Genomic DNA, 24,444 nt, shown 5'->3' with positions numbered 1-24,444 from the left:
CATATTCTGACGCATTGTCAAGGAGCCCGATGTCCGACGCCGCCCTCCCCCGCTGCCGGCCGGCGTGCTGCGCGCGCCGCAGCAGCAGCGCAGCCGCGAGAAGGTCGCCCGGATCCTGGCCGCCACCGCACAGCTCCTGGAGCGGCACGACCACGAGCAGATCGGCACCAAGCTGATCGCCGCCGAGGCCCAGGTGTCGATCGGCGTGCTGTACCGGTTCTTCCCGGACAAGCACGCCATCTTCAGCAGCCTGATGGTGCACTGGCTCGACCAGTACCTGGCCGCCGTGGAGAGCGTGGTCGACGCCGAACTCCCGCCCACGCCCAGCGAGCTGGGCGCCCGCCTGATCAGCGCGCAGGTGCGGGTGCGGCGCGGGACGCCCGGCCACCGGGGCCTGTGGTTCCACGCCCCGCCGCCGCCCGAACTGCGCGAGTACGACCAGGCGGTGGACCGCCGGATCGCCGCCGTGATCCATGCGGCCCTGGTCCGCGGCTACGGCTACCCCGACACCGCCGATTTCCGCTTCCGCACCGAACTCGTGGTCGCCGCCACCACCCAACTGCTCATCACTGCCTTCAAGTTCGCCCCCGACGGCGATCCCAAGGTCCTCGACGAGATCCAACTGATGCTGGACGGCTGGCTGTTCGCCCGGGCCGCCGACGCTGGAAGCTGAATCCCCGGTTCCACTACAACCATCCGACCGTGACGCTCGTCCCACTCGATGAGGCCCGTCGTCCCGGGAGGGAGTCCCATTGCCACGACGACCGCAGCGACTGCTCATTGACGATCTGTCAGATGCCGATGGACCGGCCGACGGCTGCTGGCTGGTCGAGCTCGCCGGCGTGGACGGCCGACGCTACGCCTACCGCGTCTACGCGGATCGCTCGGCGCTGCCCGGCGACCTCTTCTGGTCCGCGCTGCACCACCATGACGAGGGCCCGCTGCCGCGCGCGTTCGACCTTTTCGACACTGCGCTGATCCGCCTGATCGGCTGAGACCGCCCGGCATCGACTGAGAGTGCCCGGTATCGGCCGATTCCGCTCGGTATCGGCTGATATCGCCCGGCATCAGCTGAGACCGTCCGGCCGATCGCCTGCGGAGATCCGTGCCTGCCCTGCGGGCTAGCGGCTAGCAATCTAGCTTGCTAGCATTCTGGATGTGCCTGACGAGGAAGTGAAGCAATTCAACGTCTACCTGCCGGTCAGCTTGATCAAGCAGGTCAAAATGCGCGCCGTCGAGACCGGTTCGTCGCTGTCGGCCCTGGTGGCCGACGCGCTGCGGTCCTACCTCGACAGCGGCACCGCCGCAGCACCGCACCTTGGCAACGATCAGGAGTCGAAGTGACCACCAACGGCATCAGCGCGGTCTTCCTGAAGACCCACAACTGGGGCAAGGCCGCCCGCTTCTTCCAGACCCTGGGGTACCAGCTGGAGTTCGAGACGGACCACAACTCCGGCCAGCTCCGCAACGGGGACTCCCCCATCGTCTTCATCGCCGAAGTCCCCGAGGACCAGGCGACCGGATCCCAGCTGGTCCTCCAGGTGGCCTCGGAGCAGGACGTCCACGCCAACCCGGAGTTGGAGCTGCTCACCCCCTTCGAGGACACCCACTACGGGACCAGGGAGGCGACCGTGCGCGACCCCGACGGCCGCCAGTGGCTGCTCCATGCCCCCGCGGCCAAGTGAGCCGGGAGCCAGCCATGACCGACCACACCCCGGTCGTCCCGGACCACACCGCCGTGCGGGTCGCCCTGTGGCGCGCCCTGCACACCCTGGCCGACCCGCCGCCGCACGTGCTGGACGACGAGATCGGCCTGCGCCTGGCCGACCCCGCCGAGGACTGGCGCGCCCGACCGGACATGGACGTCGCCGGCACCCGCACCTACCGGGCGGGCATCGTCGCCCGCGCCCGCTTCGTCGACGACCTGGTGCTCGAGCGGGCCCGGCGCGGCACCGCCCAGTTCGTGGTCCTCGGCGCCGGCCTGGACACCTTCGCGCTGCGGCACCCCGACCTCGCCGCCCGGCTGCGGGTGTTCGAGGTGGACCGCCCCGCGACCCAGGACTGGAAGCGCCGCCGGCTGCTGGACCTCGGGCTCGGCACCCCGGAGAACCTGGTCTTCGTGCCCAGCGACTTCGAGTCCGAGCACGTCTGGTGGGCACAGCTCGTCGCGGCCGGCTTCGACCCGGGCCGGCCCGCCGTCATCGCCTCCACCGGCGTCAGCATGTACCTCACCGAGGCCGCCAACCTCGCGACCATCCGCCAACTCGCCAAGCTCGCCCCGGAGTCGGCGTTCGCGATGACCTTCCAGCCGCCCCTGGAGCTGCTCGAAGCGGCGGAACGTCCCGGCCGGCTGATGGTCGAGGAGCGGGCCCGGGCCACCGGCACCCCGTTCGTCAGCTTCTTCAACCCGGACCGGCTCCTCGAACTGGCCCTGGCGGCAGGGTTCCGCGACGCCCGGCACATCTCGGCACAGCTCCTGAACGAGCGCTACTTCTCCGCCCGGACCGATGGCCTGCGCACCACCAACGCCGAGGAGTTCCTGCTCGCCACCACCTGACCCGGCCGCCGGGATACGCACTCGGATGGCCCACCGGGCAGTCACCGCAAGGGCATTGACCCTACTCATGGGACGGCGCAGCGCCATGGCCGCCCTCTCGGGCAACGACCTTGCCCCAGCATTACCCTTCCATCCCTCCTCACGGGGCAACGCCTGGGTCAGCGTGGGTCCGGAGGTCGACGCCGGGAGGGATTCGTGCACGCACACAAGCGGGACGACGGCCGGGCACAGGACGTGGCGCCCGTCCGGAACGAGACCCGCTCCCACGAGCACGAACACGGCGCCGGGTGCGCGCACCACCCGGTGTCGCCGCAGCAGGCGATGGCGTTGCAGCGCTCGGTGGGCAACGCCGCGACGAGCCGGATGATCACCGCCCAACGCTCCGCCGTGCACGATGTCCTGCGCACGTCCGGCGCGCCGCTGGCGCAGCCTGTGCGCCAGGACATGGAGGAGAAGCTGGGCGCGGACTTCTCCGACGTGCGCCTGCACACCGACACCGCCGCCCAGCGCTCCGCCGTCGAACTCGGCGCCCACGCCTACACCTCGGGTAACCACATCGTCTCGGGACCGGGCACCCTCGACCGCGAAACCCTCGCGCACGAGCTGTTCCACGTCGTCCAGCAGCGGCGGGGGCCCGTCGCGGGCACGGACACGGGCGGTGGCCTGCGGGTCAGCGACCCCGGTGACCGACACGAGCGTGAAGCCGAGGCGGTCGCGAAGCGGGTGGTGTCCGGCAACGCGCCCTCGCTCGGCCACGCCGAGGCGTCGCCGAGCGGGGCGGCGACGGGCCACGTGCAGCGCCTGGTGGGGTTCGAGGCGGAGATCGACCTACCCGTGACCAAGGGCAACGGGCAGATGTTCGAGGTCGGGGACACCAAGCTCGGTGACAGCACCATGCCTCTGGCCGAAGGCGAGCAGGCCCCGGCTTTCGACGTCGTCACCGACAAACGAAGCCTGAACAACACGACCTCGTACTCGAACATGGAGTTCGTCACCGGTGCGGTGTCCGTGGTGGGGCCGGACCACGAGACGGGCGCCCAGCGACTGCACCGCATCGCCGACGAAATACGGGTGGTCCAGCAGCAGTTCTACGCCAAGGCCGCGCATAACCCCCGGTCCAAGCTCAGCGGCGGTTCCCTCAACCTCACGCTGACCGACAAGGGAAACACCGCCAAACTCGCGAGCCACCTCGCCTACCGGGACACCAGGCAGGAGGACGGGGACGGCGGCCTCTTCGTCCACTACTCGGTGGGGGTCCCCATCACCGGCATGCCGGTCTTCTTCGACGCCCTGCGCGCGGCAGACCCCCACGACCGGGAGAGGGACCCTTACAACAGCAACAAGGAGGCGGCACCGGGCGACCAGTTCAGGCAGGCGCGGTTCCGCCTGTTCCAGGCCAAGGAGTTCGGCCGCAACGCGGTCCTGGAGTTCCGGAAGTGGGCCGGCACGGGGAAGCGCAAGCGCGGGAACGACGCGCAGGACGAGGCCGCCCTCGACGGGTACAGCCAGCTGGTCTACACCCAGTTGACGGGTATGGCCGACTACCAGAACGGCCAGCCCAAGAACTCCCTGATCGCCCTGTCCCGCTCCAACCTCGGCACGGTCCGGGCCCGGCTCCCCGAGAGCGTGCAGGACTTCCTCGACACCTTCGACGTCAACGCGGAGGACAACGTCTTCGCCGAGCTGTTCGATGACATGCAGAAGCAGACCTTCTCGGGCAAGGATGGGGAGGGCTACAACCCGGAGGACACCCGTCAGATCGACGAGGCTTCCCGGGAGGTGTCGTTCGAGAACTACGCCAACTCCGCCTTCAAGCGCGCCGGCTCCGGGTTGGCAGAGGGTGACGTGACCCAGGAGGAGGTGTTCGGCGGCATGAACACGATCGAGCCTCACGACGAGCACGGGTCGGTCATGGTGCCGATGGAGATCCGCAGGCTCGGGGGCGGTCGCAAGACCTGGGACCAGCTCAAGCAGGACCTGGCCAACCTCGTGAACTGGGCCGAGAAGGCCTACCAGAAGGACCAGGACCTCACGCAGAGCGAGAGCGACCAGGAGGACAGGCCGCTCCCGTCGCGGCCGAGGACGTGATCGCGGAGGTTCTCCGACCGCGCACCCCAACAGTCCGACTCTGCCCCGGGGAGGTTCTTGTCTTCGCGGAGAACGGCCACCCTGGCCGACCTCCTCGGTCACGAGGACCCCGCCTTCACGCTCCATAGGTACGTGCCCGGGTCGCACGCTCGCTCGACAAGGCTCGTGTGGCCATCGGCCGGAGCTACCGCTCTACGGCGTGACCGGAGGCTCCCCGGTGTGCACCGGTTGTGCACCGGGGACCAAGGCCTCCTCCCCGGCGGTGTCCCGACGGCACCCCGCCCGCGACTCGGACAGTAACCACCCGACTGGGTCAACTGGTCTGCGTCCCAGGAGGTTTGACCATACCTTTCCATCGAGGGGGTCACCCTAGCGAAAGGCGTCCACTGTCATGGCCGGCAAATTCGAGCTGTTCACCGACGAACGCGGCATGCACCGGTTCCGGCTCAAGGCGAGCAACGGGTCGGTGGTCGTGGTCGGTGACGCGCACGAGACCCGTGAGGATCTGCTGAAGAACATCGAGTCGCTGCGCAAGCTCGCGCCGTACGCCCAGGTGCAGGAGACGGCGGCCGGCACGGCCTGAGCGCGGGCCGGCCATCGGTGCGGGGAGCGGGGCACCAGCCCGCTCCCCGCACCGGTCGTGGTCCACCTAACCGGGATTGGACCTGTGCCCGCCCGCTGACCAGCCGTAAGCTCGGGCCATGCAGATCTCGATCATCGATGCGTTCACCGAACGCCCGTTCGCGGGCAACCCCGCTGCCGTCTGCCTGCTGCCGGACGGCGACTGGCCCGAGGAGCGGTGGCTGCGCCAGGTGGCCCGCGAGATGAACCTCTCCGAGACCGCGTTCGTCCGGCGGCTGCCGGACGGCGACTGGGCACTGCGCTGGTTCACCCCGATGACCGAGGTCCCGCTCTGCGGCCATGGCACCCTGGCCGCCACCCATGCGCTGCGTACCGGGGGGCTGGTCGCGGCGGAGCCGGTGCGGTTCCACACGCTCAGCGGTGTGCTGACCGCCACTCCGCGCCCCGACGGCCGGATCGCCCTGGATCTGCCGACGGCCGCGCTGACCGAGACGGCGGTCCCGGACGGGCTGGCCGAGGCGCTCGGCTCTGCAGTGCTGAGCTGTCGCGACACCGGCGGGCTGGGCATCCTGGTGGCCGAGTTGGGCAGTGAGCACGCGGTCCGCGGGCTGGCGCCGGACCTGGCCGCGATCACCCGGCAGCCGGCCCGCGGTGTCGCCGTCACCGCGCGGGCGGAGGACCGGGAGGGCGGCTACGACTTCGTCTCGCGCTACTTCGCACCGGCCGCCGGGGTGGCGGAGGACCCGGTCACCGGCAGCGCGCACACCGCGCTGACCCCGTTCTGGGCCGAGCGCCTCGGCCGCACCGGGCTGACCGGGTACCAGGCCTCGGTGCGCGGCGGGCTGCTCGACTGCGAGCTGCTGGGCGACCGCGTCCGGCTGGCCGGGCACGCGGTGACGGTGGTCGAGGGGACCCTGCGCGCCCACCCCCGCTGAGCAAGCGCTCGCTCACCCCTGCTCGGCCACCCCTGCTCGGCCACCCCTGCTCGGCCACCCCTGCTCGGCCACCCCTGCTGAACAACCGTTTGGTCACCCCGTGGGCAGCCACGAGACGTGCCCCGCCAGCAGCGCGTAGCCCACGAAGGCCGTGGTGTCGATCAGCGCATGGGCGGCCACCATCGGCATCACCCGCCCCCAGCGCCGGTAGAGCAGCACGAAGACGGCGCCCATCACCATGTTGCCGACCAGCCCGCCGATCCCCTGGTAGAGGTGGTACGAGCCGCGCACCGCGGCGCTGGTCAGCAGCACGGCGGCGGGCGTCCAGCCGCGCTGGTCGAGCCGGCGAACCAGGTAGCCGAGCACCACCACCTCCTCCAGCACCGCGTTCTGGCAGGCGGAGAGGACCAGCACCGGGATCCGCCACCAGACGTCGGGCAGCCCGGACGGGACGACCGTGAGGTTGAAGCCGGCCGCCCGGGAGGCGAAGTACAGTGCCAGGCCGGTGCCGCCGATCACGGCGGCCACGGCGGCGCCGCGGCCGAGGTCGGCCGGCTTGCGGCGCAGGTCGAAGCCGAGCACCCGCAGCGAGGTGCCCTCGCGCACCAGCAGGTAGCCGACCAGCGCCACCGGCATCAGCCCGCGGGTGATGTAGTAGAGCTGGTAGGCCAGGTCGATCCAGGGCCGGCCGGGGGCCGCCGAGCTGTTCAGCGCGGCGGTCTGGTGGGCCAGTCCCACGTTGCGGGTGGCCGAGTCGACGAAGCTGATCAGCGCACTGACCCCGCTCGCGCCGAGCGACAGCCCGAGGACGATCAGCAGCTCGATCCCGAGCAGTCGGCGCCGCCGGTCACCGGGCGGCAGGGTGTCCGCGGGCTGCGCGGGCGGTGCGATCGTCATGGCGGATCATCTTGTCACACCAGGATGAGGCGACCTCGACGCCAAACCGTCACCCCACCGGCCAGTTGTGCACCGGCTCGCCCGCCCGCATCAGCTCCATGTACCGCTGGGTCATGGTGGCCAGCGCGGTCGCCCGGTCCATGCCGTGCCGCTCGCACAGCTGGTGCACGGTGGCCGCCTGCCAGGCCGCGCCATTGGTGCGGCGCAGGCAGCGCTGCTCGATGATCCCCAGGTAGCGGTCCCGGTCGGCCGGCTGCACGCCCCACTCGTCCAGGCCCTGGTAGGCCAGCGGCAGCAGCTCACCGAGCACCAGGTCGACCACCGGCACCGCCGCGGGCGCGCCCCGGGTGCCGCGGCCCGGGCGGGGCCACTGCACCACCGCGTCGATCCCGTAGCGGGCCGCGGTGTGGAAGTTCCGGTCGGCGTGGGCGAACGGCAGCCTGGTCCAGATCGGCCGGGGCTGCTCGGCCAGCGCGCGGACCAGCCCGTAGTAGAACGCGGCGTTGGCCAGGATGTCGGCCACCGTCGGTCCGGCCGGCAGGCAGCGGTTCTCCACCCGCAGGTGCGGCACGCCGTCGGTCACGTCGTAGACCGGCCGGTTCCAGCGGTAGATGGTCCCGTTGTGCAGCCGCATCTCGCCCAGCCGCGGCACGCCGCCGGAGGCGAGCACCTTGGCCGGGTCCTCGTCGTCGCAGATCGGCAGCAGGGCCGGGAAGTAGCGCATGTTCTCGGCGAACAGCTCCTGCGCCGAGTCCACCCAGCGCTCCCCGAACCAGGTGATCGGGCGCACTCCCTGGGCCTTCAGTTCGGCCGAACGGGTGTCGCAGGCCTGCTGGAAGAGCACCGGACGGGTCTCCCGCCACAGCTCCCGGCCGAACAGGAACGGCGCGTTGGCACCGAGCGCGACCTGCACGGCGGCGATCGCCTGGGCCGCGTTCCAGACCGGCGCGAACCGGTCCGGGGTCACCTGGAGGTGCAGTTGGAGCGAGGTGGCGGCGGCCTCGGCGACCATGCTCACCGACTCCAGCTGCAGGTGCTCCACGCCCTCGATGTCCAGCGCGATGTCCTCGCCGCGGGCCGCCATGATCTGGTCGCTGAGCAGGCTGTAGCGGTTGTTGTGGCTCATCGCGTCGCGCCCGGTGTGCACGGTCTCCAGGGTCGGCAGCACGCCCACCATGATGATCCGGGCACCGGCCTCGGCCGCCCGCCGGTCCGCGTACCGCAGGCCGGTGTCCAGCTCCTCCCGCAGCTCCTCGAAGACATGGCCGCTGAGCTGGTGCGGAGCGACGTTGACCTCGATGTTGAACTGGCCCAGCTCGGTCTGGAAGTCGGGCGAGCCGATCGCCGCGAGCACCTTCTCGTTGCGCATCAGCGGCAGACCCTGCTCGTCCGCCAGGTTGAGCTCTATCTCCAGGCCCATCATGGCCCGGGGCCGGTCGAAACGCTGCTCGTGCAGCATCCGCTCCAGGGCCTCCTGACAGGACTGCAGCTTTCGACGGTAGTGCTGCCGGTCCGACAGGTCGGCCCGGGTTGCGATGACTTTCTCCCCCATGGATACCCCCTTCGCCCGGTCCACCGTGCCCTGCATCATGCCCATCCGGAAGATCGATACCCGAGCGCTTCTAATGCCCTATGCCACAAGGGAACTGACGGTTTCTCAGCTATCGCTCGACTTGCCGGGCACGACAGAAGGTGATAAACAGGTCACCCTGCGCACTTGTTCGAGTGGGCTTCGAGTCCCGGCCCGGCCGCACCGGTTCCGACCCCGGTGCGGCGTGCCGCTGCCCGGAGCCCGCGCGCTCAGCCCCGCGATCACGCCCAACCGGACCCGGCCCTGTCGCGCCACGCCGGTATGCCGCCTTCGCACGCCGATCTCGCATGGAGAGGCGACCCGCCATGACCCTGCAGACACCCCAGCCACCGCCCAGCGCCCTGCGCGCCGTGCTGGCCGCCCTGAGCTCGCCGACCGCCCTGCGGCAGCCCGGCGCGGCCGCCCCGCGAAGTACCGCGAGCGCCCTGCTGCCGGCCCATCCACTGGCAGTCCATCAGCTGCCGCCCGGCACCACGACGGCGCGCGCGCTGGCCGCCGCGCCGCGGACCGGCTGGCGGTTCCTGGTCAAGCACGGCACGGTGGTGGTGGCGGCAGCCGAGGTGGTGAGGTCGGCGGAGGGGCACACCTTCGCGCACTTCGCGGCCGGCCCCTACCCGGACTCCACGGTCCGGGCACTGGCCGAGGCCTGGCAGCTGGTCCAGCAGCGGCGCACGGCCTACCAGCCCCGGCTGCTCTCGATGCCCGACCACTACGCGACTGCCCTGTGGCTGCACGCGACGGACGCCGATCCGGCCGGCGACCTGCTGCTGCCGCTGGCCCCCGCGCCGCTCGGCATCACCGCGCACCGGGCCTACCCGGCCGGTGAGCTGCTCACCCTGCTGGGCCGCCCGACACCGCGGGTCACCGCAGTGGCCTGAGCAGTGTCCGTAGCAGTCGCCTGAGCAGTCGACTGAGAAGTGGCCTGAGCGTGGCCCGACACCCTCCGAACTGACCATCAACGGGCCACCCGACCGAGTCATGGTCGGGTGGCCCGTTTGCACGCGCACCACGGTCGGACCCATCTGAATGGGTGATCTCTGGACTGTAGTTGTGGCGCAAGTCACCGAAAGGGCTGCGCAATGGGGTCTGGGCGCGGACACTGGAGACAGCGTGGCAGGACCACCTGTCCTACCCACAGAAGCGCTGGTTCACACCTGCGTTCCGCTGCGGGGGGCGTGAAGCGTGAGTAGTGAAACGAGGTACCACGATGTGCCAGCACCGACCTGAGTGCCCGTCGGCCGATTCTCCTGACCGTGAGGCGGCGGTTCCCGTCGCCCGCCACCCCGAGCAGGGCTGGAGCCTGCTCTGCAACGGAGTCCTGCTCTTCGAGGACACCGGCGAGCTGCTGCCGGACGGCCGGGTGATCGCGCCGCGCCGAACGCTGCTGGTCGCCGCCTGACAGCCACGAGCGGATCCCGGGCGGAGCACTCGGGACATGACTCCGAATATGGCTCCGGATATGGCGAAGTGCCCTGCGGCAGCCACCGCAGGGCACTTCGTCATCGGGCGCTGAGCCCTCCGAGCGCTACTCAGACGCCGTACTCGTCGAGCGGCGGGCAGGAGCAGACCAGGTTGCGGTCACCGTAGGCGCCGTCGATCCGGCCCACCGGCGGCCAGTACTTGTCCGCCGGGTTGACGCCCGCCGGGAAGACCGCCTCCTGACGCGAGTAGCCGTGCTTCCAGTCGCCGGCCAGGTTGGCGGCGGTGTGCGGAGCGTTGCGCAGCGGGTTGTCGTCCGCGGCCCACTCACCGGAGCCGACCTTGTCGATCTCCGCGCGGATCTCGATCATCGCCTCGCAGAAGCGGTCGATCTCGTGCAGGTCCTCCGACTCGGTGGGCTCGATCATCAGCGTGCCGGCCACCGGGAAGGACATGGTCGGGGCGTGGAAGCCGTAGTCGATCAGGCGCTTGGCGATGTCGTCCACGGTCACCCCCGTCTCCTTGGTGAGCGGGCGCAGGTCGATGATGCACTCGTGCGCCACCAGGCCGCCCGGGCCGGTGTAGAGCACCGGGAAGTGCGGGGCCAGCCGCTTGGCGATGTAGTTGGCGTTCAGCACGGCCACCTGGGTGGCGCGCTTGAGGCCCTCGCCGCCCATCAGCCGGACGTACGCCCAGGAGATCGGCAGGATCGCCGCCGAGCCCCAGGGCGCGGCCGAGATCGGGCCGACACCGGTGGCCGGGCCGGCCTCCGACTGCAGCGGGTGGTTGGGCAGGTACGGCGCCAGGTGGGCGCGCACCGCGACCGGGCCGACGCCCGGGCCGCCACCGCCGTGCGGGATGCAGAAGGTCTTGTGCAGGTTCAGGTGCGACACGTCGGCGCCGAACTTGCCCGGCTTGGCCAGGCCGACCAGCGCGTTGAGGTTGGCGCCGTCGACGTAGACCTGGCCGCCGGCCTCGTGCACCAGGCCGCAGATCTCGGTGATCTGGGTCTCGTACACGCCGTGGGTGGACGGGTAGGTGACCATCAGCACGGCGAGCTGGTCGCGGTGCTGGGTGATCTTGGCCTTGAGGTCCTCGACGTCCACGTCACCGTCGGCCATGGTCTTCACCACGACGACGCGCATGCCGGCCATCACCGCGGAGGCGGCGTTGGTGCCGTGCGCCGAGGACGGGATCAGGCAGACGTCGCGCTGGGTGTCGCCGTTGGCCAGGTGGTAGGCGCGCACCGCGAGCAGACCGGCGAACTCGCCCTGCGAGCCGGCGTTCGGCTGGATCGAGACGGCGTCGTAGCCGGTGACCTCGACCAGCTGCTGCTCCAGCTCGCGGATCAGGGTCAGGTAGCCCTGGGCCTGGTCGATCGGCGCGAACGGGTGCAGCTGGCCGAACTCCGGCCAGGTGACCGCCTCCATCTCGGTGGTGGCGTTGAGCTTCATGGTGCACGAGCCCAGCGGGATCATGCCGCGGTCCAGCGCGTAGTCCCGGTCCGAGAGGCGGCGCAGGTAGCGCAGCATCGCGGTCTCCGAGCGGTGGCTGTGGAAGACCGGGTGGGTCAGGTACTCGTCGGAGCGCAGCAGCCCGGCCGGCAGCGTGTCGGCGGCCTCGGCCACCTCGGCGCCGACCACCCCGAAGGCGGCCCAGACGATCTCCAGGTGCTCGCGGGTGGTGGTCTCGTCGCAGGAGATCGAGACGGTGTCCGCGTCGGCCTGGTGGAGGTTGACGCCCTCGGCGCGGGCGGCGGCGACCACCTCGACGGCCCGGCCCGGCACCTTGGCGGTGACGGTGTCGAAGAACGCGCCGTGGGCGAGCTCGACGCCGCCGGCCCGCAGGCCCTCGGCCAGCGCGGCGGCGTAGCGGTGGGTGCGGCGGGCGATGTCGGCCAGGCCGTCCGGACCGTGGTAGACCGCGTACATCGAGGCCATCACGGCGAGCAGCACCTGGGCGGTGCAGATGTTGCTGGTGGCCTTCTCGCGGCGGATGTGCTGCTCGCGGGTCTGCAGCGCCAGCCGGTAGGCGCGGTGGCCGTCGGCGTCCACCGAGACGCCGACCAGGCGGCCGGGCAGCGAGCGCGCGTACTCGGCGCGGACCGAGAGGTAGCCGGCGTGCGGGCCGCCGAAGCCCATCGGCACACCGAAGCGCTGCGAGGTGCCGCAGGCTATGTCCGCACCCAGCTCGCCGGGCGACTTGAGCAGGGTCAGCGCCAGCAGGTCGGCGGCGACGGCGACGATCGCGCCGAGGCCGTGCGCCTGCTCGATCACCGGGGTGAGGTCGCGCACCGCGCCGGAGGCACCCGGGTACTGGAGCAGCACGCCGAAGACGCCGCGCTCGGCGATCTCGGCCGGGATGCCGGCGGACAGGTCGGCGACGACCACCTCGACACCGGTCGGCACCGCGCGGGTCCGGATCACCGCGAGGGTCTGCGGCAGGGTGTCCACGTCGACCAGGAAGACGCCGCCCTTGACCTTGGTGACGCGGCGGGCCAGCGCCATCGCCTCGGCCGCCGCGGTGCCCTCGTCGAGCAGCGAGGAGCCGGAGGTGGGCAGACCGGTCAGGTCGGAGACCAGGGTCTGGAAGTTGAGCAGCGCCTCCAGGCGGCCCTGCGAGATCTCGGGCTGGTACGGGGTGTAGGCGGTGTACCAGGCCGGGTTCTCCATGACGTTGCGCAGGATCACCGGCGGGGTGAAGGTGCCGTAGTACCCGAGCCCGATCATCGAGGTGAGCACCTGGTTGTGCCCGGCCAGCTCACGCAGCTCGGCCAGCACCTGGGCCTCGGTGCGGCCGGCGGGCAGGTCGAGCGCGGTGATGCTGCGGATCGCCTCGGGGACGGCCGCGGTGGAGAGTTCGGCCAGCGAGCCGAAGCCCACCTGGGCGAGCATCTTCTCCTGGGCGGCGGCGTCAGGGCCGATGTGGCGCGACTGGAACGGGCTGGCCGCCTCAAGGTCGGCGAGCGTCGCGTTCTGGGAGCGACCGGCGGTCGGCTGGTCAGTCATGGTGGTCGAGGCCTCCTGGTCACGGACCGGCGGGGGCACGCAGCCACGACCCTCGCCGCCTGGGGGAACGGTGCGGCCGTGGCGGACGAGCCCGACAGGCCTCCCCCTCTGTCATCGGGACCTGAGAGCTTCGCCCGCACGGGGCTTACGCCCCGTCGGCTTGCACCGTCGGTGAGGGTGGTCGCCTCCGGTTCCCTCACCGGCGGCCCTGCCCTGCTTTCCAGAGTGACCTATTCCACACGGTACGGATGCCTGAGAGATTCCGGGGAGGGTTTGCTCCTTCGGCGCTCCGGACTATTCGAAATCGCTGGGAAATCGAAGGCCGGAGACTCTCCCGTGCGGGTTCGGCGGTCGTGTTCAGGGTACCAGCGGCGGTCATTGCCAACACCGCTCAGGTGATCGATCGCACTCCCCCACCTGGGCGATCACCGGCTCGGACGGCCGCATCCGGCTGGCCGCTGTTCCCTTTGTGGCATTTGGTGTGAATCGACAGCGGTACCACCAGGAGAGGAACAGCGTGCAGACCGATATCGATCCCCGAGACCTGATCGGGCACAAGGCCGTGGACCGCAACGGCGACAAGATCGGCACCGTGGACGAGGTCTACCTCGACGACGCGACCGGCGAGCCCGAGTGGGCGGCCGTGCGCACCGGGATCTTCGGCCGGGACGCCTTCGTGCCCCTGACCACGAGCGAGTTCTCCGGCCAGGAGCTGCGGGTGCCCTATGACAAGTCGCTGATCAAGGAGTCGCCGGACTTCGGCGTCGGCCAGCACCTCTCCCCGGCCCAGGAGCTGCAGCTCTACCGCTACTACGGGCTGGACGCCCCCACCGGTGACCGCACCGCCGCACCCGCTCCGCCCGCCCAGGGCACCGCCCGCGGCCGGGCGGACGACATGGACTTCGGTGTGACCGCACCCGCGGCCCCCGCCACCGGCCGCCCGATGGCCACCGCACCCACCGCACCCACCGCACCCACCGCCCGGTCGGCCGTCGGCCGGGAGGGGCCGGTCGAGCCGACCATCGGCCTGGACAAGCCGGTGGAGCCGGCCCCCGGCCCGGTCGAGCCGACCCCGGAGCAGGCGCGCACCGCTGGCAGCGCGGCCACCACCCACCCGCCCCGCCCGATCGAGCTGACCCTGCGCGAGGAGCGCCTGGAGATCACCAACGAGTGGCACGTGCTCGGCACCGCCCGGATGCGCAAGTACGTGGTGACCGAGCCGGTGGAGCGCCGGGTGCAGGTGACCAGGGAGCGGGTCCGGGTGGAGCGGGTACCGGTGAGCAGCGCCGAGCAGTCCGCGCTGTCGGCGCAGGACATCGCCGAGGCCGTCGAGGAGGTGACGCTCCGCGAGGAGCGCCCGGTGGTGCGCAAGTACCTGGCACCGATGGAGCGGGTGCGGCTGGTGGTGGAGCGGGTCACCGAGGAGCAGGTGATCAAGGACGAGCTGCGCCGGGAGCGGGTGGAGATCCACGACAGCACCGGCTCGGCGGCGCCGGTCGACACCCATCACTGAGCCCAGCCGGGCTGCCGCGGCCCCGACCCGAGTGCGGGCCGGGGCCGCGGCATGCCGCACCAGGGAAGCTTCAGCGGTAGATATTTGACAAACTGAAGCACTTCTCGGATCGTTACTTCAGTCGATTAACTGTCGCGTGTCTGAAGCAGTCCTCTGGCTGCCCCGGCACCCGAGTGAAGGAGCCATCCGTGAGTGAGGCCGCCCAGCCCGCCGCCACGGCCGTGAAACCGAGCAGTGCCCGGGTGCTGCCCGCTCTGGTGCTGGCGATGCTGGCCTACAGCGTGATCCAGACGGCCGTGGTGCCGATCCTGCCGTCGCTGGCCAAGGAGCTGAACGTCTCCGGCTCCAACATCACCTGGCTGATGACGGCCAACCTGCTCTCCGCCGCCGTGCTCACCCCGCTGCTCGGCCGCTTCGGCGACCTGCGCGGCCGCAAGCCGATGCTGCTGATCTCGCTGGCCGGCCTGGTGCTCGGCTCCGGCCTGGCGGTGGCCACCCACTCCTTCTCGATGCTGGTGGTCGCCCGCGTGCTGCAGGGCGCCGGCGGTGGCGTGCTGCCGCTGGCGATCAGCATCGTCCGTGACGAGCTGCCGCGCGAGAAGGTCACCGGCGGTGTCGCCGCGATCAGCGCCTCGATGGGTGTCGGCTCCGGCCTCGGCCTGGTCGCCACCGGTCTGCTGCTGGAGCACTGGGACTACAAGTCGATCTTCTGGATGGGCCTGATCGCCGGTCTGATCGCGGTGCTGCTGGTGATGGTGCGGGTGCCCAAGGACCCGGTGGTCGACCGCGCCGGCGGCGCCGACCCGCTGGGCGCGCTCACCCTGGCCGGCTGGCTCTCCGCGCTGCTGATCGCGGTCAGCCGCGGCAACGAGTGGGGCTGGACCTCCACCAAGACCCTGGGCCTGTTCGCCGTCGCCGCCGTGGTCGCGCTGATCTGGGGCATCGTCGAGGTCAAGGTCGCGCACCCGCTGGTGGACATGAAGATGATGGCCCGTCCGGCCGTCGCCTTCACCAACGTGGCCGGCCTGCTGATCGGCTTCGGGATGTACGGCTCGTTCCTGGTGATCAGCAACTTCACCCAGACCCCGGCCAAGCTGGCGCACTACGGCTTCACCGCCACCGTGCTGCACGCGGGTGTGCTGCTGCTGCCCTCCGCGCTCGGCTCGATGGTGGCAGCCCCGGTCGGAGCCATGCTGATCGCCCGCCGCGGTCCGCGCCTGCCGCTGGTGCTCGGCGGCGTCTTCGGTGCCGTCTCGATGGCCTACCTGGCGCTGCGCCACGGCACCGAGGGTGACATCTACTTCGCCGCCGGCCTCTTCGGTCTCGGCGTCGGCATGGCGTACGCGGCGATGCCCGCCTACATCAACGGTGCCGTGCCGGCCGAGCAGAGCGGCATCGCCAACGGCATGAACGCGGTGCTGCGCACCGTCGGTGGTGCCATCGGCACCGCGGTGATGGGCGCCATCCTGACCGGGGACTCCATCAAGTTCCCGCCGCAGATCGCCAAGATGATCCCGATGCAGATCCCGACCCTGGACGCCTACAAGCACGCCTTCTGGGTCGCCGCCGCGCTCTGCCTGATCGCCGCCGTGGTGCCGTTCGCGATCCGCACCGCCCGGCCGAGCCAGCCGGTGGCCGACGCTCCGGTTGCTCCGGCCAAGCAGCCCACCAAGACCGGCGCCTGACGAGGTTGCCGTAGCCGGGGCCGCCCAGGGATCGGCCGCCCCGGCACCCGTGAGCCCCCATCCGGCATCCCGGATGGGGGCTCACGGCTGTTCGGACGGTCCGCGCGGGCGCAGCGGCAGCGGCTCGGCGGGAGTCAGCGCCGGATCCTCGATCCGGAAGGTGCGGACCCGACCTGGCGGTGAGTCGGGAGTCTCGAAGCGCACCGTCACCCGGCCCACCCCGCTGCCCTGCACCCAGCCGCGCCCGTGCTCCGCGTGCACCACGTCCTGCCCCGGCAGCCAGACCTGCTCGCGGAACGGCTGCACGGCCGCGGCCGTCGGCGGGGCCTCGGCGTCGGACTCGTCCGACTCGTCACCGCCCTCCCCCTCCTGTTCGGCGAGCTCGGCGGCGGCCTGGGCGAACAGGTCCTCCTGGGTGTACTCGGCGAGCTGGGAGACGCCCACCCCGAGCAGCCGGATGCCGCCGGCCAGGCTCACCTGCTCGGCCAGCCGGCGGGCGGTGTCCGCGATCACCCGGGCGTCGTCGGTCGGCCCGGGCAGCGTCTCGGACCGGGTCAGGGTGGAGAAGTCGAACCGCCGCACCTTGATCACCACGGTGCGCCCGGACCGCCCGGCCGCCTTCAGCCGGCGCACGCAGCGGGCCGCCAGCCGGTCCAGCTCGAAGAGCACCTGGTCGCGCTCCATCAGGTCGACCTCGTAAGTGTCCTCCACCGAAACCGACTTGGCGTCCCGGTCCGGCACCACCGCGCGGCCGTCCAGCCCCCGGGCCATCAGCGCGACGCCACTTCCGTGCGCCCGGCCGAGCAGCCGGACCAGCTCCTCCTCCGACTGGTCGGCCACCTCGGCAACGGTCAGCAGCCCGGCCCGGCGCAGCGCCTGCTCGGTCGCCGGGCCAACTCCCGGCAGCGCCCGCACCGACAACGGCCCGAGCACCGCGCGTTCCTGACCCGGCGTCACCAGCACCAGCCCGTTGGGCTTGGCCTGCTCGGAGCCGATCTTGGCCATCAGCTTGGAGGAGGCCGCGCCGACCGAGGCGGTCAGCCCGGTGGCCCGCTCGATGTCGGCCCGCAGGTCCTCGGCGATCGCCCGGATCAGCTCGACACCCTCGGCCAGGGTCGCCTCGGCCAGCACCGGACCGTACGGCCCGGCCGCCAGGTCGACATAGGCCTCGTCCACGCTCAGCTGCTCGACCAGCGGCGACAGCTCCCGCAGCATCGCCATCACCAGCTCGCTGATCTCCCGGTAGGCGACGAACCGGGGCCAGAGGTAGGCGGCGTTGGGGCAGAGCCGGCGGGCCACCGCCGTGGCCATCGCCGACCGGACCCCGAAGACCCGCGCCTCATAGGAGCAGGTGGAGACCACGCCGCGCTGGCCGAGCCCGCCGACGATCACCGGCTTGCCGCGCAGGCTCGGCTTGGCCGCCTGCTCCACCGAGGCGAAGAAGGCGTCCATGTCGAGGTGCAGGATGCTCGGCAGGGGGCGCACACCATTGATGATCGCGCACGGGTACGACAACCGGGCTCAGCGGCGGCCCGAGGAATCCGCCAGGGCTCGGGTCACACCGGGGTCGGACGGCCCGAGCAGCGCCGGGTCGGGCGTGAAGACCGCGCTGAACAGCGCCTTCCCGGCTCCCGGCAGCTCCCGCACCGACCCGGCGTACCAGGTCAGGTCGTGCGGCTCCGGCGCCCCGACCGCATAGGAGTCGATCCCGGCCGCCCGGCAGAGCGCCAGCGCCCGGCGCACGTGGTAGTCCGTGCTGACCAGGACCGCGTGGTCCACCCCGAAGATCCGCCGCGCCCGGGTGCAGGAGTCCCAGGTGTTGAAGCCGGCGTAGTCGCGCACCACCTTGACGGCCGGCACCCCGTGGTCCACCAGGTACTGGTACATCGCGCCCGGCTCGTTGTAGTCGGGGTGGCTGTTGTCGCCGGTCACCAGGATCGCCTGCACCTTGTGCGCGCGGTACAGGTCCAGGGCGGCGTCCAGCCGGGCCGCGAGATAGGGCGAGGGCTCCTCGCCGACCACCTGGGCGCCGAAAACCACGGCCACCGGCTCGGCCGGCACGTCGGCGACGGTGCGGATCCGCGAGCTCTGGGTGAGGAACTCCCAGCCGCTGGGCACCAGCGCCAGCAGGCAGGCGAGCACCATCACCTGGAACGCCCGCCGCTGCCGTCGCCGCCCGCGCAGCACCCCGGATACCCGCATGATCCCCCTTCGGCCGGACCGCCGTGATCCGTCGTCAGGAGCGGACGACCGCCGACGTCCGAGTGGTTCCCGCGGGCCGCGGAAGTGAGCGGCCGTCAGACCGCGCGGTTGCGGCGGCGGGCCAGCTCGTCGCCCGGGTCCTGCCCGAGCAGGGTCTCACCGGTGTCGGTGCGCTCGGCGTGCAACCGCCCGAGGGTCACCTCCAGCTCCTGCCAGACCGCGCCGACCGCGATCCCGAAGACGCCCTGGCCGCCCTTCAGCAGATCGACCACCTGCTGCGGGGAGGTGCACTCGTAGACCGTGGCGCCGTCGCACATCAGGGTCAGCCCCGCCAGCTCGCCGAGCTCGGTGGACTGCAGGTGGCTCACGGCCACCCGGATGTTCTGCAGCGAGACGCCGGCGTCCAGCAGCCGCTTGACGATCTTCAGCACCAGGACGTCGCGGAAGCTGTAGAGCCGCTGCGCGCCGGCCGGATAGGCGGTGCGGACACTCGGCTCCAGCAGGCCGGTGCGGGCCCAGTAGTCCAGCTGGCGGTAGGTGATGCCGGCAGCCGCGCAGGCGGTCGGGCCGCGGTAGCCGAGCAGGTCGGAGGAGGGGCCGATCCGCTCGATCGCGGGCTGCCCGGCCTGGACCGCCGGAAAGCGGCCGACCCGGGGCAGCTCGGCCACCGTCTCGGCGGCCTGCGTGGGGAACGGCCTGCCGCCCAGGCCCCGGCGCTCCCGGGGCAGATGGAGGGCGCACGGGCCCGTCACGGCCGCCTCATCGCCGCTGCTGCTCATGCCAACCTCCGTCCATCGGTGCTCCGGTGCCGGGATCGGGGCACGCCCCGGCTGCCATCCATGACGGTAGGCAGTGGTCCGAGACGCGTCAACGATCGCCACGCCGGACCGGCGAAGCGTCATCACTCACACGAGTGGTTTCGCGTGCCCCTAGTGTGGGTAGGACCGAACACTTTGGCAAAACAGCTGATCGACTGCGGATCGAACACGACCGGGGTGTGGGCGAAACGACCGATCGGGAGCCCGGGGCCGGACTGGGCCGGACTACTGGGCGTTGCCGCCGAAGTCCTCCGGCGAGACCTGGTCGAGGAACTCGCGGAACTTCTCGACCTCGTCCTCCTGCTCGTCCGGAATCGCGATCCCCGCCTCCGCGAGCACCGCCTCCGCGCCGTAGATCGGCGTGCCGGTGCGCAGCGCCAGGGCTATCGCGTCCGACGGACGGGCACTCACCTCGACCCCGCCGGCGAAGACCAGCTCCGCGTAGAAGACGCCCTCGCGCAGGTCGGTGATCCGCACCTGGGTGAGCTGCTGGCCGAGCGCATCCAACACGTCCTTGAAGAGGTCGTGCGTCAGCGGGCGCACCGGAGTCATGCCCTGCTGGGCGAAGGCGATCGCGGTCGCCTCGCCGGGGCCGATCCAGATCGGCAAGTACCGATCGCCCCCCACTTCGCGCAGCAGGACGATCGGCTGGTTGGAGGGCATCTCCACCCGGACACCCACGACGTCGAGCTCATTCACAAGGCAACCCTATGACCCTGGGGCGAGATAGGAAAGCGCGGCCGGGTCCGGCCGGGGCACTACTGCCCCCTGCCACGGAGTCCGGCCTGCACCATGGTGGCGTGCAGCCGCACCGCCAGGGTGGCCAGCTCGCGGGCGGTGGCCTCGGCGTGTGCCCTGGTCTGCGGGTTGCGGTGGCGGCGCAGCGGGGCCACCACCTGGTCCACCAAGGCGATCTCCCGCTCGGCGGCGGCCTTCACCTGGCGCAGGTGGCGCGGCTCCAGGCCGAACCGGCCGAGCTCGGCGACCAGCCGGGCGATCTGCAGGGTGTCGGCGTCGTAGCCGCCGTCCGGGCCGGCCGCCACCAGGCCGTAGGACTCCCATTCGGCGAGGTCCCGCTCCTCGGCTCCGGCCGCGGCCAGCAACTCGGCCCGGCCCAGCCGGACGCCACCGGCGGGCGCCTCAAGCTCCCGGTCGGCCTCCTCGCGGGGGCCGGGGCGGGCGTCGGCGCCGGGCAGCGCGGGCGGGGCCTCGCCGCGTTCGATCGCGTCCAGGTGCTCGCGGATCACCCGCAGTGGCAGGTAGTGGTCGCGCTGCATCCGCAGCACATAGGCCAGCCGCTCCACGTCGGCCGGCCCGAACTTGCGGTAACCGGACGGGGTGCGCTGCGGCTCGACCAGTCCCTCCGCCTCCAGGAAACGGATCTTGGAGATGGTGACCTCGGGGAAGTCCTCGCGCAGGCAGGCGAGCACCGCACCGATGCTGAGCAGCTCCGCTCCGCGCCGCTCACCGCCGTGCGGCTGCACGGCCCCGGGGCGGCGGGGGGATGTCACGGTCTGATTCGAGGTCATTCGCGCTCTCCTGCCGACGTCGTGTGCGACCCCCGCCTGCCCGTGCCCGTCCGTGCCCGAAAAGAATGCCCCGCCGATGGCACCGGGCCGGCCGTGCGGCCGACCCGGTGGCGGTGGATCAGTAGTGCTGCGGTCCGGCGAAGAACACCAGCCGGTACTTGCCGATCTGCACCTCATCACCGTTGTTCAGCGCGACCTCGTCGATCGCCTCCCGGTTGACGTACGTCCCGTTCAGGCTGCCCACGTCGGCGACCGAGAAGCCGCCGCCGGGCTGCCGGCGGAACTCGACGTGCCGGCGCGAGACCGTGACGTCGTCCAGGAAGATGTCACCCTGCGGGTGACGGCCGGCCGTGGTGACATCGGCGTCCAGCAGGAACCGGCTGCCGGAGTTCGGCCCGCGCAGCACGATCAGCAGCGCCGAGCCCGGGGGCAGCGCGTCGATCGCGGCCAGCATCTCGGGCGAGAGCGCGGGAGTGGCGCCGGTGCTGGTGGCGTTGGGGTCGTAGGACTCCAGGCCGGAGATCGAGATGGTCGAGGTGGTCTCGACCGCGCTCTCCGCACCGGCGACCCGCAGCGGCGTCCCGCAGTTGTTGCAGAACCGCGCGGAAGCGGGGTTGTGGTTACCGCAGCGCGGGCAGACGATCTGGCCGGTCATGTTCGCAGCCTCCTGGCGCGGCACTCCCCCAGGGACGTGCCCGGCGTAGGAATCCGAGCTAAACCCTCCACCAGAGGTTGAGGGTCCTGCCGGGAAACCTATGCGCGGCGAACCCGAGGGGTCAACCGACGCGCCGTAGCCGCCGTCACGGAAAAGCGGCCGGTCACCGGCCGTCTGGTAGCCGTCCTGCGGCGCCGGGCGCATGCCGGGGAGCTGGCCGCCCTCGTCCTCCCGGCGGTGACGCGCGGTGGGCGCCTCCGCCGCGGCGGCGCGGCGGTTGTTGCGGCCGAACAGCTTCGAGAAAAAACTCACGGGCGAATCCCCTTGCGTGAAACAGACCCGCCCGCGGGGCAGGGTGAGAAGCTCGGACAAGCCGCCGATCCGGCCGCCGGCCGGCGCAACGACAACAGTGGTACTGCACAGTGTGGCCGACGGCGTTCGCGGCCGACGCACCGGGGCCCACTCAACCACGCAGGTGAGCGGTGGTGCAGCCGACGGACCGTCAGCGCAGGTCTTTGGGAGGAGCGCGGGCGGCGCCTCACTTCGCCGCCGGTTTGGCGAACTGCTGCGGAGTCGGCACCACGAGCGCGTCCACCGTCACTTTCTGCTGCTCCGAGATATTGGTGGCCACCTGCTCCTTCTCCAACGTACGGACGATGCCGCCCGGGATGTTCAGAGCAGGCGTCAGATCCTGCGGGTTGCCGATCACCGTGAACCGATAGGGCTGTACCACGGTCTTGCCGTCGATCTGCACGCCGCCGGACGGCACGTCGGTGAAGTAGGTGTGGGCCACCACGCGGACATCGTTGATCTGAATCGCCTCCGCCCCCGCCGCTCGGAGTTCCTGCAGGGTGTCCAGCAGCATATCCGCCTTGACCTGCCCTTGGGGGTCATCGACCGTCAGTACGATGCCCGGACCGGTCGCCTTGACCGTGCCGGCCAGCACGCCGAGCTCCAGAGCCTTCTGCCGGGTCTGCTCCTGGGCCTCCTTGGCCTGGTTGGAGCTGGTCTGCAGCTGGGTCAGGGACTGGTCGAGCTGGGACTTCTCCTGCTGTAGACGCTGCTGGCGGCTGTCCAGTTCGTCGAGGATCCGAACAAGATCCTCCTGGCGGGCACCGCGCAGGGCGCTGTGGTCGTTGGTCGAGCGGACCTGGATCGCCAGGCCCAGGCCGAGCGCGAAGAGCAGCAGGGCGACCACCAGCTGGCCCCGGGAGATGCGGGGCGGCCAGAGCGCGCTGCGCAGGCGCTTGCGGCCGTCGGAGGGGGCTGCGGGGGCGGCGAGGGCCTGGGGGTGCTCGGCGGGCGGCTCGGGCTGGGGCTGGGGCTCGGGGACGCGATCGGGGTCTGCGGCCGGCTCCGGGTCTGCGGACGGCTCGGGCTCGGGCGTGGGCTCCGGCTCGGGGTCAGGGGTGCTGCCGGGTGCCTGCTCCGGCTCGGGCTGCTGCTGCTCGTCCTCGGTGTCGTCCGGGTTCACGTCGTCCTGGTCACTCATGCGCGCCCGCCTCAGGCCCGGAACACATGGCGTCGGATGGCCGCCGCGTTCGAGAAGATCCGGATCCCCAGCACCACGACCACGCCGGTGGACAGCTGCGAGCCGACGCCCAGCTGATCGCCGAGGAACACGATCAGCGCGGCCACCACCACATTGGAGAGGAAGGAGACCACGAAGACCTTGTCATCGAAGTTGCCGTCCAGCATCGCCCGCACCCCGCCGAAGACCGCGTCCAGCGCGGCCACCACGGCGATCGGCAGGTACGGCACGACGGCCGACGGCACGGAGGGCTGCACGAACAGCCCGACGACCACTCCGGCCACCAGGCCCAGTACGGCGATCACGGCTTGGGAACTCCTGTCGTAGAGGACGTGGAAGGCGCGGCGGAGCTGCCGGCGTCGGGGCCGGCCGGGCTGGGGCTGGACGGGGTGGAACCGGACGCGCCGGGGCCGGGGCTGGATGCGCTCGGGCTCGGGCTGGAAGCACTCGGGCTGGGGCTCGGCGACTCCGGCACCGCCAGCCGCAGTGTGAAGCCCACCGCGGCCGGCAGGTCCACTGCGTGCTGGCCGCTGACGGTCGCCTTGATACCGAAGTTGTCCTGCAGGAGCCGCAGGTAGTGACCGCCCATGCTGTCCTGGAAGGCGCCCGGCAGCCGCTTGTCGTCCCCGACGGCGAACAGCGTGTACGGCGGCACCAGCGGACGGTTGTTCACCAGGATCGCGTCGCCGGCGGCCCGGATCGGCGACAGCGCGGTCAGCCGCTGTCCGTTGATCGCGATCGCCTCCGCCCCGGCCTCCCAGAGCCCGTTGACGACCAGCTGCAGGTCCCGGTCGCGCAGCCGCCCGCCGCCGAATCCGCCCGAGGTGCGCGGGTCTATGCCGCCGTCCGTACTGCTGTCGGACGCGTCGGATATCACCAGCTTCACCCCCGGGCCGGTCACCGCCCCGGTCCCCACGGTGCCGTTCAGGGCGGTCAGTCCGGTGTCCCCGCCGCTCTGGCTCAGCGCCCGCTGCTGTTGCTGCTCGACCTGGGTGCGGGCCGCCTCCACATCGCGCTGCAGCTTGTCCGCAGCGGCGGTGGCGTCCGTGACCCGCTTGACCAGCGCGTCCTTCTCCTTGGCCAGGGCCGGCTCGGACTCGTGGGCATTGACCCCACTGACCGTCACCACCACGGCGGCCAGCGCCAATCCGAGTGCCAGCACCAGCTTGCCGCGGGTGGTGGTGGGCAGCCGGCGCCGGCCCTCCTCGCCCCGGGCCCGGGCGGCCGCGGCGTAGCCCTCGTCCAGGCTCTGGTCCATCACCGTGTTCAGCAGCGTCATCGAGGCGTCGGGACGGGCGTAACGGCCGTTCCGCTCGTTCGGTGATCGCGTCGCTGGCATGCGGGACATCGTCGCACGGCAGCGCGCCGCCGGGCGAACAGCCCCCGTGGCAGGGGCCTACGCCCGGCAGCGCACTCGCCGCACGGTGTTCGGGG

Annotated in this window: 24 protein-coding genes and 2 riboswitches; of the genes, 12 read left to right on the top strand and 12 right to left on the bottom strand. The window is 71.6% G+C overall.

Annotated elements, in window-relative coordinates; translation table 11 throughout:
- The first annotated feature begins 64 nt into the window (after nt 1-64).
- From E6W39_RS35645 to E6W39_RS35610, 8 genes are all read left to right on the top strand, one after another.
- Nucleotides 65-673 (top strand): TetR/AcrR family transcriptional regulator, encoded by a 609-nt coding sequence (locus E6W39_RS35645; protein ID WP_181799593.1) that lies wholly within the window; start codon nt 65-67, stop codon nt 671-673.
- A 79-nt stretch (nt 674-752) separates the two neighbouring features.
- On the top strand, nt 753-995 hold the full coding sequence (locus E6W39_RS35640; RefSeq protein WP_141636970.1) for a hypothetical protein: 243 nt from the start codon (nt 753-755) through the stop codon (nt 993-995).
- Between the two features lie 163 nt (nt 996-1,158).
- A complete protein-coding gene (locus E6W39_RS35635; protein WP_141636969.1) occupies nt 1,159-1,344 on the top strand; it encodes a ribbon-helix-helix protein, CopG family in 186 nt (61 codons plus the stop codon).
- Nucleotides 1,341-1,685, top strand: coding sequence for a VOC family protein (locus E6W39_RS35630; RefSeq protein ID WP_141636968.1), 345 nt, complete (start codon nt 1,341-1,343; stop codon nt 1,683-1,685). Before E6W39_RS35635 ends, E6W39_RS35630 begins: the two co-directional genes overlap by 4 nt.
- A gap of 14 nt (nt 1,686-1,699) precedes the next feature.
- Nucleotides 1,700-2,557, top strand: coding sequence for a class I SAM-dependent methyltransferase (locus E6W39_RS35625; RefSeq protein ID WP_141636967.1), 858 nt, complete (start codon nt 1,700-1,702; stop codon nt 2,555-2,557).
- 195 nt (nt 2,558-2,752) lie between these two features.
- Nucleotides 2,753-4,645 carry an eCIS core domain-containing protein gene (locus tag E6W39_RS44370; RefSeq protein WP_407658560.1) on the top strand — a complete coding sequence of 631 codons (1,893 nt, stop codon included), beginning with the start codon at nt 2,753-2,755 and terminating at the stop codon, nt 4,643-4,645.
- Between the two features lie 391 nt (nt 4,646-5,036).
- Nucleotides 5,037-5,228: a YegP family protein gene (locus tag E6W39_RS35615; RefSeq protein WP_141636966.1), complete on the top strand. Its 192-nt coding sequence runs from the start codon at nt 5,037-5,039 to the stop codon at nt 5,226-5,228.
- Nucleotides 5,229-5,346: 118 nt separating this feature from the next.
- Nucleotides 5,347-6,162 (top strand): PhzF family phenazine biosynthesis protein, encoded by an 816-nt coding sequence (locus E6W39_RS35610; protein WP_141636965.1) that lies wholly within the window; start codon nt 5,347-5,349, stop codon nt 6,160-6,162.
- Nucleotides 6,163-6,255: 93 nt separating this feature from the next.
- On the opposite strand, the gene E6W39_RS35605 is transcribed toward E6W39_RS35610, so the two are convergent.
- Complete coding sequence (locus tag E6W39_RS35605; protein WP_141636964.1) at nt 6,256-7,059, bottom strand: CPBP family intramembrane glutamic endopeptidase; 804 nt, start codon at nt 7,057-7,059, stop codon at nt 6,256-6,258.
- Between the two features lie 49 nt (nt 7,060-7,108).
- Nucleotides 7,109-8,611, bottom strand: coding sequence for a glutamate--cysteine ligase (locus tag E6W39_RS35600; RefSeq protein ID WP_141636963.1), 1,503 nt, complete (start codon nt 8,609-8,611; stop codon nt 7,109-7,111).
- 344 nt (nt 8,612-8,955) lie between these two features.
- Between E6W39_RS35600 and E6W39_RS35595 the strand changes: the two genes are divergently transcribed.
- Both E6W39_RS35595 and E6W39_RS35590 read left to right on the top strand, forming a co-directional pair.
- Entirely contained in the window at nt 8,956-9,528 is a 573-nt protein-coding gene (locus tag E6W39_RS35595) for a hypothetical protein (RefSeq protein WP_141636962.1), read from the top strand.
- A gap of 329 nt (nt 9,529-9,857) precedes the next feature.
- Nucleotides 9,858-10,049 (top strand): DUF5999 family protein, encoded by a 192-nt coding sequence (locus E6W39_RS35590; protein ID WP_101379078.1) that lies wholly within the window; start codon nt 9,858-9,860, stop codon nt 10,047-10,049.
- A 130-nt stretch (nt 10,050-10,179) separates the two neighbouring features.
- Here the strand turns inward: E6W39_RS35590 and gcvP are convergent, their stop codons facing one another.
- Entirely contained in the window at nt 10,180-13,077 is a 2,898-nt protein-coding gene (gene gcvP / locus E6W39_RS35585; RefSeq protein ID WP_141636961.1) for an aminomethyl-transferring glycine dehydrogenase, read from the bottom strand.
- A 101-nt stretch (nt 13,078-13,178) separates the two neighbouring features.
- Nucleotides 13,179-13,306: riboswitch (glycine riboswitch) on the bottom strand.
- A gap of 1 nt (nt 13,307) precedes the next feature.
- A riboswitch (glycine riboswitch) is annotated at nt 13,308-13,424 on the bottom strand.
- A 170-nt stretch (nt 13,425-13,594) separates the two neighbouring features.
- On the opposite strand from gcvP, the gene E6W39_RS35580 reads away from it, so the two are divergent.
- Complete coding sequence (locus tag E6W39_RS35580; protein ID WP_141636960.1) at nt 13,595-14,590, top strand: PRC and DUF2382 domain-containing protein; 996 nt, start codon at nt 13,595-13,597, stop codon at nt 14,588-14,590.
- Between the two features lie 188 nt (nt 14,591-14,778).
- A complete protein-coding gene (locus tag E6W39_RS35575) occupies nt 14,779-16,275 on the top strand; it encodes an MFS transporter (protein WP_141636959.1) in 1,497 nt (498 codons plus the stop codon).
- A gap of 81 nt (nt 16,276-16,356) precedes the next feature.
- Here E6W39_RS35575 and E6W39_RS35570 read toward each other — a convergent pair whose 3' ends face one another.
- From E6W39_RS35570 to E6W39_RS35530, 9 genes are all read right to left on the bottom strand, one after another.
- The gene (locus E6W39_RS35570) at nt 16,357-17,760 is read right to left on the bottom strand and encodes a DNA polymerase IV (RefSeq protein ID WP_141636958.1); all 1,404 of its coding nucleotides are present in this window, start codon (nt 17,758-17,760) and stop codon (nt 16,357-16,359) included.
- A 36-nt stretch (nt 17,761-17,796) separates the two neighbouring features.
- Nucleotides 17,797-18,477 (bottom strand): SanA/YdcF family protein, encoded by a 681-nt coding sequence (locus tag E6W39_RS35565; RefSeq protein WP_141636957.1) that lies wholly within the window; start codon nt 18,475-18,477, stop codon nt 17,797-17,799.
- A gap of 95 nt (nt 18,478-18,572) precedes the next feature.
- Nucleotides 18,573-19,256 carry a MerR family transcriptional regulator gene (locus E6W39_RS35560; protein ID WP_228718547.1) on the bottom strand — a complete coding sequence of 228 codons (684 nt, stop codon included), beginning with the start codon at nt 19,254-19,256 and terminating at the stop codon, nt 18,573-18,575.
- 264 nt (nt 19,257-19,520) lie between these two features.
- A complete protein-coding gene (locus tag E6W39_RS35555) occupies nt 19,521-19,994 on the bottom strand; it encodes a bifunctional nuclease family protein (protein ID WP_101379083.1) in 474 nt (157 codons plus the stop codon).
- Nucleotides 19,995-20,053: 59 nt separating this feature from the next.
- Nucleotides 20,054-20,824, bottom strand: coding sequence for a transcriptional regulator FtsR (gene ftsR, locus E6W39_RS35550; RefSeq protein ID WP_141636956.1), 771 nt, complete (start codon nt 20,822-20,824; stop codon nt 20,054-20,056).
- Between the two features lie 118 nt (nt 20,825-20,942).
- Nucleotides 20,943-21,791, bottom strand: a complete 849-nt coding sequence (locus E6W39_RS35545) for an FHA domain-containing protein (RefSeq protein ID WP_141636955.1) — start codon at nt 21,789-21,791, stop codon at nt 20,943-20,945.
- A 226-nt stretch (nt 21,792-22,017) separates the two neighbouring features.
- Entirely contained in the window at nt 22,018-22,971 is a 954-nt protein-coding gene (locus E6W39_RS35540; RefSeq protein ID WP_141636954.1) for a DUF881 domain-containing protein, read from the bottom strand.
- Between the two features lie 11 nt (nt 22,972-22,982).
- Nucleotides 22,983-23,315 carry a small basic family protein gene (locus E6W39_RS35535; RefSeq protein ID WP_101379087.1) on the bottom strand — a complete coding sequence of 111 codons (333 nt, stop codon included), beginning with the start codon at nt 23,313-23,315 and terminating at the stop codon, nt 22,983-22,985.
- Nucleotides 23,312-24,349, bottom strand: a complete 1,038-nt coding sequence (locus E6W39_RS35530) for a DUF881 domain-containing protein (protein WP_228718546.1) — start codon at nt 24,347-24,349, stop codon at nt 23,312-23,314. The genes E6W39_RS35535 and E6W39_RS35530 overlap by 4 nt, the downstream gene beginning before the upstream one ends.
- Nucleotides 24,350-24,444: the final 95 nt, after the last annotated feature.

The organism is Kitasatospora acidiphila, assembly GCF_006636205.1.
Taxonomy (GTDB): domain Bacteria; phylum Actinomycetota; class Actinomycetes; order Streptomycetales; family Streptomycetaceae; genus Kitasatospora; species Kitasatospora acidiphila.
Note: the sequence above shows the minus strand (reverse complement) of the source record. Positions and strands in the feature narration are given on the sequence as shown.

Bases quoted from the DNA above. Each gene is read 5' to 3' on its own strand.
- E6W39_RS35610 (WP_141636965.1), top strand. From the start codon at position 5,347: ATGCAGATCTCGATCATCGATGCGTTCACCGAACGCCCGTTCGCGGGC.
- E6W39_RS35560 (WP_228718547.1), bottom strand. From the start codon at position 19,256: ATGAGCAGCAGCGGCGATGAGGCGGCCGTGACGGGCCCGTGCGCCCTC.
- E6W39_RS35615 (WP_141636966.1), top strand. From the start codon at position 5,037: ATGGCCGGCAAATTCGAGCTGTTCACCGACGAACGCGGCATGCACCGG.
- E6W39_RS35605 (WP_141636964.1), bottom strand. From the start codon at position 7,059: ATGACGATCGCACCGCCCGCGCAGCCCGCGGACACCCTGCCGCCCGGT.
- E6W39_RS35595 (WP_141636962.1), top strand. From the start codon at position 8,956: ATGACCCTGCAGACACCCCAGCCACCGCCCAGCGCCCTGCGCGCCGTG.
- E6W39_RS35540 (WP_141636954.1), bottom strand. From the start codon at position 22,971: ATGAGTGACCAGGACGACGTGAACCCGGACGACACCGAGGACGAGCAG.
- ftsR (WP_141636956.1), bottom strand. From the start codon at position 20,824: ATGACCTCGAATCAGACCGTGACATCCCCCCGCCGCCCCGGGGCCGTG.
- E6W39_RS35590 (WP_101379078.1), top strand. From the start codon at position 9,858: ATGTGCCAGCACCGACCTGAGTGCCCGTCGGCCGATTCTCCTGACCGT.
- E6W39_RS35565 (WP_141636957.1), bottom strand. From the start codon at position 18,477: ATGCGGGTATCCGGGGTGCTGCGCGGGCGGCGACGGCAGCGGCGGGCG.
- gcvP (WP_141636961.1), bottom strand. From the start codon at position 13,077: ATGACTGACCAGCCGACCGCCGGTCGCTCCCAGAACGCGACGCTCGCC.
- E6W39_RS35600 (WP_141636963.1), bottom strand. From the start codon at position 8,611: ATGGGGGAGAAAGTCATCGCAACCCGGGCCGACCTGTCGGACCGGCAG.
- E6W39_RS35625 (WP_141636967.1), top strand. From the start codon at position 1,700: ATGACCGACCACACCCCGGTCGTCCCGGACCACACCGCCGTGCGGGTC.
- E6W39_RS35530 (WP_228718546.1), bottom strand. From the start codon at position 24,349: ATGCCAGCGACGCGATCACCGAACGAGCGGAACGGCCGTTACGCCCGT.